At 57.2% G+C, this 13,556-nt stretch carries 14 protein-coding genes; 10 read left to right on the top strand and 4 right to left on the bottom strand.

Annotation, left to right across the window (positions count from 1 at the left end; genetic code table 11):
• Nucleotides 1-113 precede the first annotated feature (113 nt).
• From B9Z39_RS16565 to B9Z39_RS16555, 3 genes are all read right to left on the bottom strand, one after another.
• The gene (locus B9Z39_RS16565) at nt 114-1,835 is read right to left on the bottom strand and encodes a GMC family oxidoreductase (RefSeq protein WP_108302680.1); all 1,722 of its coding nucleotides are present in this window, start codon (nt 1,833-1,835) and stop codon (nt 114-116) included.
• 127 nt (nt 1,836-1,962) lie between these two features.
• Nucleotides 1,963-3,474 carry a CoA-acylating methylmalonate-semialdehyde dehydrogenase gene (locus B9Z39_RS16560; RefSeq protein ID WP_108302678.1) on the bottom strand — a complete coding sequence of 504 codons (1,512 nt, stop codon included), beginning with the start codon at nt 3,472-3,474 and terminating at the stop codon, nt 1,963-1,965.
• A 41-nt stretch (nt 3,475-3,515) separates the two neighbouring features.
• Entirely contained in the window at nt 3,516-4,262 is a 747-nt protein-coding gene (locus B9Z39_RS16555) for an SDR family oxidoreductase (RefSeq protein WP_100146704.1), read from the bottom strand.
• A 115-nt stretch (nt 4,263-4,377) separates the two neighbouring features.
• On the opposite strand from B9Z39_RS16555, the gene B9Z39_RS16550 reads away from it, so the two are divergent.
• Nucleotides 4,378-5,064: a dienelactone hydrolase family protein gene (locus B9Z39_RS16550; RefSeq protein WP_100146705.1), complete on the top strand. Its 687-nt coding sequence runs from the start codon at nt 4,378-4,380 to the stop codon at nt 5,062-5,064.
• Nucleotides 5,065-5,070: 6 nt separating this feature from the next.
• On the opposite strand, the gene hemB is transcribed toward B9Z39_RS16550, so the two are convergent.
• A complete protein-coding gene (hemB, locus tag B9Z39_RS16545) occupies nt 5,071-6,087 on the bottom strand; it encodes a porphobilinogen synthase (RefSeq protein ID WP_100146677.1) in 1,017 nt (338 codons plus the stop codon).
• Nucleotides 6,088-6,276: 189 nt separating this feature from the next.
• Here hemB and B9Z39_RS16540 point away from each other — a divergent pair, with 189 nt between their 5' ends.
• The 9 genes from B9Z39_RS16540 to B9Z39_RS16500 all read left to right on the top strand — a co-directional run.
• Nucleotides 6,277-6,705, top strand: coding sequence for a CopD family protein (locus B9Z39_RS16540; RefSeq protein WP_100146678.1), 429 nt, complete (start codon nt 6,277-6,279; stop codon nt 6,703-6,705).
• 19 nt (nt 6,706-6,724) lie between these two features.
• Nucleotides 6,725-7,822 carry a VanZ family protein gene (locus B9Z39_RS16535; protein ID WP_100146679.1) on the top strand — a complete coding sequence of 366 codons (1,098 nt, stop codon included), beginning with the start codon at nt 6,725-6,727 and terminating at the stop codon, nt 7,820-7,822.
• Nucleotides 7,823-7,848: 26 nt separating this feature from the next.
• Nucleotides 7,849-8,184: a ferredoxin gene (locus B9Z39_RS16530; RefSeq protein WP_108302676.1), complete on the top strand. Its 336-nt coding sequence runs from the start codon at nt 7,849-7,851 to the stop codon at nt 8,182-8,184.
• 12 nt (nt 8,185-8,196) lie between these two features.
• On the top strand, nt 8,197-8,820 hold the full coding sequence (locus tag B9Z39_RS16525; RefSeq protein ID WP_108302674.1) for an alpha/beta hydrolase: 624 nt from the start codon (nt 8,197-8,199) through the stop codon (nt 8,818-8,820).
• A 90-nt stretch (nt 8,821-8,910) separates the two neighbouring features.
• Nucleotides 8,911-10,035 (top strand): D-alanyl-D-alanine carboxypeptidase family protein, encoded by a 1,125-nt coding sequence (locus B9Z39_RS16520; RefSeq protein WP_108302672.1) that lies wholly within the window; start codon nt 8,911-8,913, stop codon nt 10,033-10,035.
• A 127-nt stretch (nt 10,036-10,162) separates the two neighbouring features.
• Complete coding sequence (gene rpsL, locus B9Z39_RS16515; protein WP_100146683.1) at nt 10,163-10,540, top strand: 30S ribosomal protein S12; 378 nt, start codon at nt 10,163-10,165, stop codon at nt 10,538-10,540.
• A gap of 210 nt (nt 10,541-10,750) precedes the next feature.
• Nucleotides 10,751-11,221: a 30S ribosomal protein S7 gene (gene rpsG, locus B9Z39_RS16510; protein ID WP_100146684.1), complete on the top strand. Its 471-nt coding sequence runs from the start codon at nt 10,751-10,753 to the stop codon at nt 11,219-11,221.
• A gap of 15 nt (nt 11,222-11,236) precedes the next feature.
• Nucleotides 11,237-13,339, top strand: coding sequence for an elongation factor G (gene fusA / locus B9Z39_RS16505; protein ID WP_100146685.1), 2,103 nt, complete (start codon nt 11,237-11,239; stop codon nt 13,337-13,339).
• A gap of 132 nt (nt 13,340-13,471) precedes the next feature.
• A partial coding sequence (locus B9Z39_RS16500; protein WP_042615313.1) for a GTP-binding protein occupies nt 13,472-13,556 on the top strand: 85 nt, incomplete at its 3' end.

Here is a 13,556-nt window from a genome sequence, read left to right as displayed (position 1 = left end):
GTCTCCTCGGACCCTCTTTCAACAGCGCGTTGGCTGTTGTGAGTGCTGAGAATGTACGTTTTCTTGTGTGCGGTAGTCCTCAGGACTTTCCCTTGCGGGCTTACCCGGGCGCGTCAATTCTTGAGTGCCTCGTGGGCCAGCCATTGGGCGGCTTTTTCAGCCAGCATCAAGGTGGGGCTGTTGGTGTTGCCGCTGGTGATGGTGGGCATCACGCTGGCATCCACCACGCGCAGGCCGCGCACCACGCCGCCGCGTCCATCGCGCACCCGCAGTTCGGTGTCCACCACGGCCAGCGGGTCATCCACGCGGCCCATGCGGGCGGTGCCTACGGGGTGGAAGATGGTGGTGGCAATGTCGCCCGCCAAGCGTGCCAGCTCGGCGTCGGTTTGGTATTGCACGCCCGGTTTCCACTCAACGGGCTGGTATTTGGCAAGTGCGGGTTGAGCCGCGATGCGTCGTGTCACACGCAGCGAATCGGCGGCCACTTGACGGTCTTCGGGGGTGCTGAGGTAGTTAGGTGCGATCTGGGGCGCATCGGCAAAGTGCGGGCTGCGGATATGCACCGTGCCACGGCTGGTGGGGTTGAGGTTGCACACGCTGGCGGTGAAGGCGGGAAAGCTGTGCAGTGGCTCGCCAAACGCATCGAGACTGAGGGGCTGCACGTGGTATTCGATGTTGGGGTAAGGCTGGTTGGGGCTGCTGCGCGTGAAGGCGCCCAGTTGTGACGGCGCCATGCTCATGGGGCCACTTTGTTTGAACAAGTATTCCAAGCCAATCTTGGCTTTGCCCCACCAGCTGTTGGTCAAGGTGTTGAGCGTGGTCACGCCCTGCACCTTGAAGACCGAACGAATTTGTAAATGGTCTTGCAGGTTGGCACCCACGCCGGGCAAGTCGATCACCGGCTCAATGCCGTGTTGCTTGAGCAAGTCTGCGGGGCCCAGGCCCGAGAGTTGCAATATCTGCGGTGTGCCAATGCTGCCTGCACTCAACACCACGGCTTGTTTGGCAGTCACAGTGACATGGCCGTGGCCGGTCCACACCTGCGCGCCTGTGCAGTGGGCTTGGCCGTCGGTATCGGTGGTCATCAACAATTTAACGACTTGAGCCGACGTCCAGAGTTCAAAGTTGGGCCGTGCGTAGCAGGTGGGGCGCACAAAAGCTTTGGGCGTGTTCCAGCGCCAGCCATTTTTTTGGTTGACTTCGAAATAGCCCACGCCTTCGTTGTCGCCACGGTTGAAGTCGTCGGTGGCAGGAATGCCCGCTTGCACGGCGGCTTGGGCAAAGGCGTCGAGCACGTCCCAGCGCAAACGCTGGCGCTCTACGCGCCACTCGCCCCCTGCGACGTGATGGCGCAGGGTTTCGCCATACACCGTGCGGTCATTGAGCAACACCTCGCTGCGCGCACCTTTGGCACCGTGCAGGGCGTCGGCGCCGCCGTGGTGGTCTTCGTGCAGCTTGAAATACGGCAAGCAGTTGTCCCAGCGCCAACGTGCGTCACCCGTCAGGTCGGCCCAGTGGTTGTAGTCACGCGCCTGGCCACGCATGTAAATCATGCCGTTGATGCTAGAGCATCCGCCCAGCACCTTGCCACGCGGGTAGCGCAAGCTGCGGCCATTCAGACCTGCCTCAGCAGCCGTGTTGTAGAGCCAGTCGGTGCGTGGGTTGCCAATGCAGTAGAGGTACCCCACGGGAATATGCACCCAGTGGTAGTCGTCACGGCGACCTGCTTCGATCAACAACACCCGTTTGCTGGCGTTGGCGCTCAGGCGGTTGGCCAGCAGACAGCCAGCGGTGCCTGCGCCGACGATGATGTAGTCAAACTGGGTGTCGCTCATGCGGGATAAACCGTATTTAGGGCTTTGCGATGGTGTGGCGTGGGTGGCCTGACATGGCAACTTTCTGGCGCGAAGCGACTGAGGCGCCATGGTTGGCTGCCCACGTCGCACCAGCGCAATGCGAGCATCACTTAGACGTTGGCATGGCGAACTCAGCACCCTTGCCAATGCTGTCCGGCCAGCGCTGCATGACGCTCTTTTGCTTGGTGTAGAAACGCACACCCTCTTCGCCGTAGGCGTGCATGTCGCCAAACAAACTCTTCTTCCAACCGCCAAAACCGTGCCACGCCATCGGCACAGGAATCGGCACGTTGATGCCCACCATGCCCACTTGAATGCGACGGGCAAACTCGCGTGCCACGCCACCGTCACGGGTGAAGCAGCTCACGCCATTGCCAAACTCGTGGGCGTTGATCAGTGCCACGGCTTGGGCAAAGTCGGCCACGCGCACGCAACTCAAGACGGGGCCAAAAATTTCTTCTTTGTAGATGCGCATCTCGGGCGTGACGTGGTCAAACAAGGTGCCCCCCATCCAAAAGCCGTTGCCGCAACCCTCACCTGCTTGTTTGCCGTCAAACACCCGGCCATCGACCAGCAGCTGGGCGCCTTCTTTGGCGCCTTGTTCGATGTAGCCGGTGATGCGTTTGTGCGCAATGTCGGTCACGATGGGGCCCATCTCTGCGGCCAAGTTGGTGCCGTTGAGTACTTTCAAAGTTTTGGTGCGTTCGATCAGCTTGGGCATGATGCGGTCGCCGACATCGCCAACCAACACTGCCACGCTGATGGCCATGCAGCGCTCGCCAGCAGAGCCATACGCCGCGCCAATCAAGGCATCGACCGCCTGGTCGATGTCGGCATCGGGCATCACCACCATGTGGTTTTTCGCGCCGCCCAAGGCCTGCACGCGTTTGCCGTGGTGGGCCCCGGTTTCGTAGATGTAGTTGGCAATCGGGGTGGAGCCGACAAAGCTGACCGCTTTGACGTCAGGGTGCACCAGCAGGGCGTCCACGGCTTCTTTGTCGCCTTGCACCACGTTGAACACGCCGTCGGGCAGGCCTGCTTGTTTGAGCAAGTCGGCCATGAAGAGTGCGGGGGTGGGGTCAATCGGGCTGGGCTTCAAGACAAAGGTGTTGCCTGTGGCGATGGCTACCGGGAACATCCACATGGGCACCATGACTGGAAAGTTGAAAGGGGTGATGCCTGCCACCACGCCCAGGGGCTGGCGCATGGTCCAGTTGTCGATCCCGGTGGACACCTGTTCGGTGTAGTCGCCCTTGAGGAGCTGCGGAATGCCGGTGGCGAACTCGACGATTTCGATGCCACGCGTGACCTCGCCCTGCGCGTCGGTGAACACCTTGCCGTGTTCGGCGGTGATCATGCGGGCCAGGTCGTCTTTGTGTTTGTTGAGTAGCTCCAAGAACTTGAACATCACGCGTGCGCGGCGCAGCGGTGAGGTGTCGGCCCAGGCCGGGAAAGCTTTTTGTGCGGCTGCGACGGCCACGTTGACATCGTCGCTGCTGGCCAGGGAGACGTTGGCAGTGACGGCACCGGTGGCGGGGTTGTACACCGGCTGCGTGCGGGTGCTCACGCCTGCGGCGTGCTGCCCGGCGATGAAGTGCTGGATGGAGGCAATGGTCATGAAGAGTCCTAAGTCAATCAGATGGTGTGGTCAGGGGCGAATCAGCGGCCGCCGGTTATGTCGATGCAGGTGCCCGTGATGTAACTGGAGGCGTCGCTGAGCAACCAGACAATGGTTTGTGCCACTTCTTGCGCAGTGCCTGCGCGCTGCATGGGGATGAGCGGTGCGAGCTCTTTGGCGCGGTTGGGTAAGCCGCCGCTGCCATGAATGTCGGTGTCGATCACACCGGGACGCACCGCGTTGACGCGAATGCCTTCAGCGGCGACTTCTTTAGAGACGCCCAAAGTCAGGGTGTCGATGGCGGCTTTGCTAGCGGCGTAGTCGACGTACTGGCCGGACGCGCCAAGTCGTGCAGCTGCGCTGCTGAGGTTGACGATGACGCCGCCTTCACCACCGTGACGGGTGCTCATGCGGCGGATGGCTTCACGGGTGCAGGCAAATGACCCCAACACGTTGACGCGCATCATGCGCTCGACGCGGGTCCAGCTCATTTCGTCCACGCGGCTGGTCATATCGACAATGCCGGCGCTGTTGACCAAGCCACGGATACGTCCGAGTTTGGCGTCAACTTGCGCAAACATGGCCAGGATTTGGTCTTCGTGACCGACATCGCCTTGCACGCTGATTGCCGTTCCACCGGCTTGGCGAATCTGGCGCACCACGTCATCGGCGGCCAGTGCATTTTGGGTGTAGTTGACAGCTACGCCCCAGCCATTTTGGGCGGCCAACAGGGCGGTGGCAGCGCCAATGCCACGGCTTGCGCCGGTGATCAAAAGAACGGGTTTCAAGTAAGTCTCCTGGTTTTTTAGCGAGTCTATTTTCAAGCGCACCACGATAGCATGTAGGGTTTTAAAACAGAGTAACCTGATGGACATTCTGTTTTTAGATTTTGAAGGTAACACCATGACCACCGTGCATTTGACTTCTTCTGATGGATTTGCTTTTTCTGCCTACGTCGCCCAACCCCACGGCAAGCCCAAAGGCGCGATCGTTGTGGTGCAGGAAATTTTTGGTGTCAATGCCCATATTCGCGAAGTGGCCGATGGCTATGCTGCTGCGGGCTATTTGGCGGTAGCGCCAGCCACGTTTGACCGCGTCAAACCAGCGGTGCAGATGGGCTATACGCCCGATGACATGCAAGCCGGTATTGCGCTTAAAGCGGCGGTGGAGGCGCTGCCCGCTCCGGGCGTGATGGCGGACATACAAGCGGCGGTTGATTACGCTGCCAAACACAGCGGCGGCAAAGTGGGCATCGTGGGCTATTGCTGGGGTGGGCTGCTGGCTTGGCGCGCGGCCTCATTGGTCAAAGGGTTGAGCGCAGCTGTGCCGTATTACGGGGGAGGCAGCACCAGTCACGAAGAGCGCGCACGTCAGCCACATTGCCCAGTGCTGGCGCATTACGCAGAGCAAGATCACTGGATTCCTCTGGACACTGTCGAGGCATTCAAAAAAGCACAACCCACGGTGGAGGTACACGTTTATGCCGCTGACCATGGCTTCAACTGCAACCACCGGGGTGCATGGCATGAGCCGTCGGCCAAATTGGCGTTGGAGCGCACCATGGCATTTTTTGCCAAGCACCTGGCTTGATGGCGCTTACTTTTTCAGCAGGCGTGCCACATCCAGGGCAAAGTAGGTCAATACGCCGTCTGCGCCGGCACGTTTGAAGGCGAGCAAGCTTTCCATCATCACCGCGTCATGGTCGAGCCAGCCGTTTTGCGCGGCCGCTTTGAGCATGGCGTATTCGCCAGAAACTTGATAGGCAAAGGTCGGAACCTGGAAGGTGTCTTTGACGCGACGCACGATGTCGAGATAAGGCATGCCAGGTTTGACCATCACCATGTCGGCGCCTTCTGCGATGTCCAGAGCGACCTCGCGCAGGGCCTCGTCGCTGTTGCCGGGGTCCATTTGGTAGACCTTTTTGTCGCTTTTGCCCAGGTTGCCCGCAGAGCCCACGGCGTCACGAAATGGGCCATAAAACGCGCTCGCGTATTTGGCGCTGTAGGCCATGATGCGCGTGTGAATGTGACCTTGCGCCTCTAGTGCTGTTCGGATTGCGCCTATGCGCCCATCCATCATGTCGCTGGGTGCCACGATGTCTACGCCTGCTTGCGCTTGGGTCAGGGCTTGTTGGGTCAATACGGCCACGGTCTCGTCGTTCAGGATGTAACCGGTGTCATCGAGTAAGCCGTCTTGTCCGTGGCTGGTGAATGGGTCTAGGGCAACGTCGGTCATGACGCCAAGCTCGGGAAAGTGCTTTTTCAGTTCGCGCACCACGTGAGGTACCAAGCCTTTGGGGTTGGTGGCTTCTCTGCCATCGGGTGTTTTCAGGTGGTTGCTGATGACTGGGAACAAGGCCATCACAGGGATGCCCAATGCCACACATTGCTCAGCCACGGGTAATAACAAATCAAGGCTCAGACGCTCTACGCCGGGCATGGAGGCGACTGCTTCACGGCGTTTCTCGCCTTCGAGCACGAACACGGGGTAGATCAGGTCGTTGGTGCTCAAGGCATGTTCGCGCACCAAGCGACGCGTGAAGTCGTCGCGTCGCAGCCGACGAGGGCGGTTGGCGGGGAAGGGGGCGAGAGCTGCGGTGTACGGGTGTGTCATGGGCAAAATTGTGCCTCAAGCCTGACGTTTCCCCCATTGTTTTGCATCAAAGCGTTTGCTAGATTGACATGGAGCAGCTTGCTGCTCCCCGCTTTTCCTCCCTAAGCGGGGCCTGTTGCGCGATCAGCACGCAGGCATTTATGCCCGACCTTGTGTCGGGCTTTTTTTAGACCCGGCTAAACTGACTGCATGTTGTGGGTTAAATCTTTTCATATCGTCTTTGTGGCTAGCTGGTTTGCCGGCTTGTTTTATTTGCCACGTATCTTCGTCAACTTGGCCCAGGTCTCGCCTGAGTCGGTGGCGGAGGAGCAGCGCCTGTTGTTGATGGCGCGCAAGCTGATGCGCTTTACCACGCTGTTGATGATTCCCGCCGTGGCGCTGGGGCTTTGGCTGTGGTTGGGTTATGGCATTGGTTGGGGGCCTGGCAACGGTTGGATGCATGCCAAGCTCACGGTGGTGTTGTTGGCCTTGGGGTACCACCACGCTTGTGGCGTCTTGTTGCGTAAATTTGAAGCACACACCAACCAGCGCGGTCATGTATGGTTTCGTTGGTTCAACGAAGTTCCCGTGGTCTTGTTGCTGGTCGCTGTGATCTTGGTGGTTGTCAAGCCTTTCTGAGGTTTGAATTGGGTGGTCCATGCAAAAAACCTCTGCGTGGCCTTTGTCGCAAATTTGCGTGGCGTTGATCATTTACGCCAGCCTGTATCCTTTTGATCATTGGCGCGACCAAGGCATTGAGCCCTGGTCATTTCTGACTGCGCCGTGGCCTAAATATTGGACCGGTTTTGATGTGGCGTCCAATGTCTTGGGATACGCCCCCCTCGGATTTTTTCTAACGCTCAGTGCCATGCGTATGGGTTGGCGCTGGCGTGCCGTGACTTGGAGCACGGCTGCAGCCGCGTTGCTTTCTTTTTCAATGGAAGGGCTGCAAAGTTATTTGCCAGCGCGCGTGCCGTCGCAGGCAGATTTTTTACTCAACACGCTAGGTGCGTGGCTCGGTGCCTGTGTGGCAAGTGCCTTGGAGCAGTTGGGGCTGTTGCACCGCTGGAGTCAGTTCAAGTCGCGCTGGTTTGTGCGTGATGCGCACTTGGCGTTGGTGCTGATGGCGTTGTGGCCAGTTGCCTTGTTGTTTCCCGTGGCGGTGCCTTTGGGTTTAGGGCAGGTGTGGGAGCGCGTGGAAGATGCACTGACGAGCGCTTTCGATGCGTCACCATTTCAAGATTGGATCCCTCTGCGCGGTTTTGAATTGGAGCCTTTGTTGCCCGGTGCAGAGTTGCTCTGTGTGGTGTTGGGTTTGTTGATTCCTGGTTTGTTGGGTTTTGCCGTGATTCGCCAACGGTGGCAACGCGTGGCGTATTTGCTGCTTGTTTTGGCTATGGCTTTGGGCATGAGCGCCTTGTCGGCCGCGTTGAGTTATGGCCCAAGCCACGCGTGGACATGGTTGGACTTGCCTGTGATGCTGGGTTTGGGTTTGGGCTTTGTGCTGGCTTTGGTGTTTGTTTTTGCCTCGGGTCGTATGTGCTTGGCGTTTTTGATGTTGGCGCTGTTGGTGCAGCAAAGCGTGCTCAACCAATCGCCAGAGAGCGCTTACTTTGCGCAAACTCTTCAGGCTTGGGAACAAGGGCAGTTCATTCGCTTCCATGGGCTGGTGCAGTGGCTGGGTTGGTTGTGGCCTTATGTGGCGTTGGTGTTTACGCTGTCGCGTTTGAGTCGAGAACGGTTGAGTGACCGGTGAGACTGGGTAAACCTAGAATTCAAGGCATGACACAAGCCTCTTACTACAAGCACCACATCTTCTTTTGTTTGAACCAGCGCGACAACGGCCAAGCAAGCTGCGCTGAGCACGGCGCACAGGAAGCCTTCGAGCATTGCAAAGCACAGGTCAAGGCCGCTGGCTTGTCTGGGCCGGGCGGGGTGCGCGTGAACAAGGCGGGGTGCCTGGACCGCTGTGCAGGTGGGCCTGTGGCTGTGGTGTATCCGGAGGCTGTTTGGTACAGCTTTGTCGACAAGGCAGACATCAGCGAAATTGTTGAAAGCCATCTCAAAAATAGCAAGCCTGTTGAGCGTTTGCTGGTTCCTGCGGACGTAGGTCGCTGAAAAGGCTGCGCCATGAACTCACAAACTCAACGGCTGATTTTGCAAGGCGAGGTCGGCGAAATTGAAGCGTTACGCGACGAACCGATGGCCCCCTCCCGTGGTGTGGCCGTCGTAGCGCACCCTCATCCTTTGTTCGGCGGGACCATGGACAACAAAGTGGTGCAGACTTTGGCGCGCGCTCTTGTTCAGTGCGGTTGGTCTGTGGTGCGCTTTAATTTTCGAGGGGTCGGTGCATCTGCGGGGACGCACGATGCTGGCCAAGGCGAAGCGCAAGATTTTTTGCGTGTGGTCGAACAGGTAGCGCCTGAGGGGCCTTTGGCCTTGGCGGGTTTTTCGTTCGGTTCTTTTGTTGCAAGCCATGCGTTGGCCGCCTTGTGGGGGCAGCGCACAGTTGAAAAAGTGGTGTTTGTGGGAACTGCTGCATCGCGTTTTACGGTGGCCAATGTGCCGTTGGAGGCGCATGAGCGAACCCTGGTCGTGCATGGCGAGCAAGATGACACAGTCCCTCTGTCGGCGGTGATGGATTGGGCGCGTCCACAAAGCTTGCCGGTCACGGTGGTCCCGGGGGGCGCGCACTTCTTTCATGGACAATTGCCTCTTTTGAAGAGCTTGGTGGTTCGCCACCTGAATGCCTGAGATGCCGACGGCAGGGCTTTGACTCGTTTTCCTTTTGAATTGAAGATGGCCATGATCCGAACCTTGCGTACTGTCTCCCTTGGTTTTTGGATGGCGGCAATGTGTCTGCTGCATGCGCATGCTCAAATGCCTCAGCCGCCTGAAATTGCTGCCCGTGCTTACTTGCTGGTTGATGTGACTGCTAACCAAGTCCTGGCTGAGCTAGATGCCGACAAGCCTGTGGAGCCAGCCTCTTTGACGAAGCTAATGAGCGCTTACTTGGTCTTTGACGCGCTCAAATCTAAAAAGATCACGTTGCAACAAACCATGCCCGTGAGCGAGCGCGCATGGAAGATGCCGGGCTCGCGGATGTTCATCGATCCCAAAATGAAAGTTCCTGTGGAGGACTTGGTCAAGGGCATGATTGTTCAGTCGGGCAATGACGCGACGATGGCCTTGGCAGAGGGGGTCGGCGGAACTGCTGAGCATTTTGTGCAGATGATGAATGCGCAGGCGAAGGTGCTGGGCATGAAGTCCACTGGGTATAAAAATCCCGAAGGATTGACCGAGGCTGGCCATATCACCACCGCGCGTGATTTGAGTATTTTGGCCAGTCGTTTGGTGCAGGACTTTCCTGATTATGTAGGCTATTACGCCATCAAAAAGTACCGCTACCCAGGCACACCGACTGCCAACGAGAGCAACCGTAATTTGTTGTTGTTTCGAGATCCCAGTGTGGACGGGTTGAAAACTGGGCATACCGAAGCGGCAGGCTTTTGTCTGATCGCGACGGCCAAGCGTGAGGCCCCTGGCGTCGGACCGCGTCGTTTGTTGTCCATTGTGTTGGGCGCCTCCAGCGAAAATGCGAGGGCTACGGAGTCGCAAAAACTACTCAACTGGGGATATACAGCGTTTGATGCCGTCAAATTGTTTGAGGCCAACCAAGCCGTAGTTTCCCCCAGTGTGTGGAAGGGGCGCAGCAATGTGGTCAAGCTAGGTCGTTCCCAAGCTATTGTGGTGGCGGTGCCCGCTGGCGCAGCGAGTCGGATTCAAACACAAGCGGCACGCCCTGAGCCCTTGGTTGCCCCTATGGTGCGCGGACAGGTGCTGGGCGCACTGAAGGTGACGTTGGATCAACAGCCGTTGGTGGACGTGCCCTTGACGGTTCTAGAGACAGTTGAACAGGCAGGCGTGCTTGGCCGCGCTTGGGATGTTGTGCGGCTGTGGGTTAAGTAATTCTTTCTTCGTCATACTGTAGCTGGCTTTACCTGTTGGGGCGATGCTGATACACTAGAAGGCTTTTCGGAATTTCCGAAGGGATTCACGTTTTCTTTTTTAATCAAACGTTTAGGGACGTTTTTCAATGCCAACCATCAATCAACTGGTGCGTCAGGGGCGCGAGGTCGAACAGACCAAGTCAAAAAGCCCTGCGATGCAAAATTCGCCGCAGCGTCGCGGTGTGTGCACTCGCGTGTACACAACGACGCCTAAAAAGCCTAACTCTGCTCTGCGTAAAGTCGCCAAGGTGCGTCTGACCAACGGGTTTGAAGTCATTTCCTACATCGGCGGTGAAGGCCACAACCTGCAAGAACACTCGGTGGTTCTGGTGCGCGGTGGTCGTGTCAAGGACTTGCCTGGTGTGCGTTATCACATCGTGCGTGGTTCGCTTGACTTGCAAGGCGTGAAAGATCGCAAGCAGTCTCGCTCCAAGTACGGCGCTAAGCGTCCTAAGAAGGCTTAATTGCTTTCAAAGACGGCTCTTGTGTTAAGGCATAAAAGCTGCAGGCCCTGCGAGGCTTAAGTCGCAAAAATGGTGTTTTGGTCGTCAGGCAGACGGCACAAAACGAAGTGACCCCAAGCGCCCGTGTTGGGTGTGGGTCGAGTAAGTGGAAGTCATGATGACTTTCGCGGTGTCCGAAAGGATGCCAACTGAAGCAATAGAGGTGATCAAATGCCACGTCGTCGCGAAGTCCCTAAACGTGAAATCCTGCCGGATCCTAAGTACGGCAATGTCGAGCTGTCCAAATTCATGAACGTGATCATGGAAGGCGGCAAAAAGGCGGTTGCTGAGCGCATCATTTATGGTGCGTTGGAGCAAATCGAACAGAAGTCGGGCAAAGATCCGCTCGAGCTGTTCTCTGTCGCCATCAACAACGTCAAGCCAATGGTTGAGGTCAAGTCTCGCCGCGTCGGTGGTGCCAACTATCAGGTTCCTGTCGAAGTGCGTCCTGTGCGCCGCTTGGCCTTGTCTATGCGTTGGCTCAAAGAAGCTGCGCGCAAGCGTGGCGAAAAGTCCATGGCGCTGCGCCTGGCCAACGAACTGCTGGAAGCCTCCGAAGGCCGTGGCGGTGCCATGAAGAAGCGTGACGAAGTGCACCGCATGGCCGAAGCCAACAAGGCATTCAGCCACTTCCGCTTCTAAATTCAAAGGTAAAACATGGCTCGCAATACCCCCATTGAGCGCTATCGCAACATTGGTATTTCAGCGCATATTGACGCTGGTAAGACCACCACGACAGAGCGTATTCTTTTTTACACCGGTGTGAACCACAAGATTGGTGAAGTTCACGACGGTGCTGCCACCATGGACTGGATGGAGCAAGAGCAAGAGCGTGGCATCACGATCACTTCTGCTGCGACCACCTGTTTCTGGAAGGGCATGGATGGTTCTTTCCCAGACCATCGCATCAATATCATTGACACCCCCGGTCACGTGGATTTCACCATCGAGGTGGAGCGCTCTATGCGCGTGCTCGACGGGGCTTGCATGGTTTACTGTGCGGTGGGCGGCGTGCAGCCCCAGTCTGAAACTGTGTGGCGTCAGGCCAACAAGTACAAAGTGCCGCGCTTGGCCTTTGTGAACAAGATGGATCGCACGGGTGCCAACTTCTTCAAGGTCGTCGACCAAATGAAGTTGCGCTTGAAGGCCAACCCTGTCCCTATCGTGATTCCAATTGGCGCTGAAGAAAACTTCACCGGCGTGGTTGACCTTCGCAAAATGAAAGCCATCATTTGGGACGAAGCGTCTCAAGGCATGAAGTTCACTTTTGAAGAAATTCCAGCCAATTTGGTCGAATTGGCCAAAGAGTGGCGCGAAAAGATGGTGGAAGCTGCGGCCGAAGCGTCTGAAGAGTTGATGAACAAGTACCTCGAAGAGGGTGACTTGACGGAAGAAGAGATCACGCATGGTTTGCGTGTGCGTACCATCAACAGCGAAATTCAGCCCATGTTGTGCGGTACGGCTTTCAAGAACAAAGGTGTTCAGCGCATGCTGGATGCTGTGCTTGAGCTGATGCCTTCTCCTTTGGATGTGAAAGCCATTAAAGGCTATGACGAAGACGAGAAGGAAGTCATCCGTAAGGCCGACGACGACGAAAAATTCTCTGCCTTGGCGTTCAAGTTGATGACCGACCCGTTTGTGGGGCAGTTGACATTTGTGCGTGTTTATTCTGGCGTTCTGAAAAAGGGCGACACGGTGTACAACTCGGTGCGCGGCAAGAAAGAGCGCATCGGTCGTATCGTGCAAATGCACGCCAACAACCGTGAAGAAGTGGACGAAATCCGTGCGGGTGATATCGCTGCTTGCGTGGGCTTGAAAGATGTCACCACGGGCGAGACCTTGTGCGATCCTGCGGCGGTGATCACCTTGGAGCGCATGGTGTTCCCTGACTCCGTGATTCGTCAAGCTGTGGAGCCTAAGACCAAGGCTGACCAAGAAAAAATGGGCATGGCTTTGTCGCGTTTGGCTGCTGAGGATCCATCCTTCCGTGTGCAAACCGATGAAGAGTCTGGTCAGACCATCATCGGTGGCCAGGGCGAATTGCACTTGGAAATCATTGTTGACCGCATGAAGCGTGAGTTCGGCGTGGAAGCTAACGTGGGCAAGCCCCAAGTGGCTTATCGCGAAACCATTCGCAAGACTGTCGAAGATGCTGAAGGCAAGTTCGTTCGTCAGTCTGGCGGTAAGGGTCAGTACGGTCATGTGGTGCTCAAGGTTGAGCCACAAGAGGCTGGCAAAGGCTTTGAGTTCGTTGACGCGATCAAGGGCGGTGTGGTTCCTCGTGAATACATCCCTGCGGTGGAAAAAGGCGTGATTGAGGCTTTGGGTCAAGGCGTGCTCGCGGGCTACCCTGTGGTTGACGTGAAAGTCACGCTGCACTTCGGTTCGTACCACGATGTGGACTCAAACGAAATGGCCTTCAAGATGGCTGCCATCTTTGGTTTCAAAGAAGGTTGCCGCAAAGCAAGTCCTGTGATTCTGGAGCCGATGATGGCTGTGGAAGTGGAGACACCTGAAGACTACGCTGGCAGCGTGATGGGCGATTTGTCCTCACGTCGCGGCATGGTGCAAGGTATGGACGACATGGTCGGTGGCGGTAAGGCGATCAAAGCTGAAGTGCCATTGTCCGAAATGTTCGGCTACTCGACCACATTGCGCTCGATGTCACAAGGTCGCGCGACTTACACCATGGAATTCAAGCATTACTCGGAAGCTCCGCGTAACGTGGCTGAAGCCATTGTGGCCGCACGCGCCAAGTAAAAAATCCCTTGAGGGTAACTGCGGTTGCCCTCTGTCTGCGACGATGCGCCGCCCTGTTCCCCGTGCGGGGCGAATCAGCAGCATCGTGCAAACATAAAACCTGTACACGGGCCTGCTCTTTGGAGAATTGAAATGGCAAAAGGAAAATTTGAACGTACCAAGCCGCACGTCAACGTGGGCACGATTGGCCACGTGGACCACGGCAAGACGACGCTGA

The organism is Limnohabitans sp. JirII-29, assembly GCF_003063395.1.
In the GTDB taxonomy this organism is placed as follows: Bacteria; Pseudomonadota; Gammaproteobacteria; order Burkholderiales; family Burkholderiaceae_C; genus Limnohabitans.
Note: the sequence above shows the minus strand (reverse complement) of the source record. Positions and strands in the feature narration are given on the sequence as shown.

Bases quoted from the DNA above. Each gene is read 5' to 3' on its own strand.
- B9Z39_RS16565 (WP_108302680.1), bottom strand. From the start codon at position 1,835: ATGAGCGACACCCAGTTTGACTACATCATCGTCGGCGCAGGCACCGCT.
- B9Z39_RS16560 (WP_108302678.1), bottom strand. From the start codon at position 3,474: ATGACCATTGCCTCCATCCAGCACTTCATCGCCGGGCAGCACGCCGCA.
- B9Z39_RS16550 (WP_100146705.1), top strand. From the start codon at position 4,378: ATGACCACCGTGCATTTGACTTCTTCTGATGGATTTGCTTTTTCTGCC.
- hemB (WP_100146677.1), bottom strand. From the start codon at position 6,087: ATGACACACCCGTACACCGCAGCTCTCGCCCCCTTCCCCGCCAACCGC.
- B9Z39_RS16540 (WP_100146678.1), top strand. From the start codon at position 6,277: ATGTTGTGGGTTAAATCTTTTCATATCGTCTTTGTGGCTAGCTGGTTT.
- B9Z39_RS16535 (WP_100146679.1), top strand. From the start codon at position 6,725: ATGCAAAAAACCTCTGCGTGGCCTTTGTCGCAAATTTGCGTGGCGTTG.
- B9Z39_RS16530 (WP_108302676.1), top strand. From the start codon at position 7,849: ATGACACAAGCCTCTTACTACAAGCACCACATCTTCTTTTGTTTGAAC.
- B9Z39_RS16525 (WP_108302674.1), top strand. From the start codon at position 8,197: ATGAACTCACAAACTCAACGGCTGATTTTGCAAGGCGAGGTCGGCGAA.
- B9Z39_RS16520 (WP_108302672.1), top strand. From the start codon at position 8,911: ATGGCGGCAATGTGTCTGCTGCATGCGCATGCTCAAATGCCTCAGCCG.
- rpsL (WP_100146683.1), top strand. From the start codon at position 10,163: ATGCCAACCATCAATCAACTGGTGCGTCAGGGGCGCGAGGTCGAACAG.
- rpsG (WP_100146684.1), top strand. From the start codon at position 10,751: ATGCCACGTCGTCGCGAAGTCCCTAAACGTGAAATCCTGCCGGATCCT.
- fusA (WP_100146685.1), top strand. From the start codon at position 11,237: ATGGCTCGCAATACCCCCATTGAGCGCTATCGCAACATTGGTATTTCA.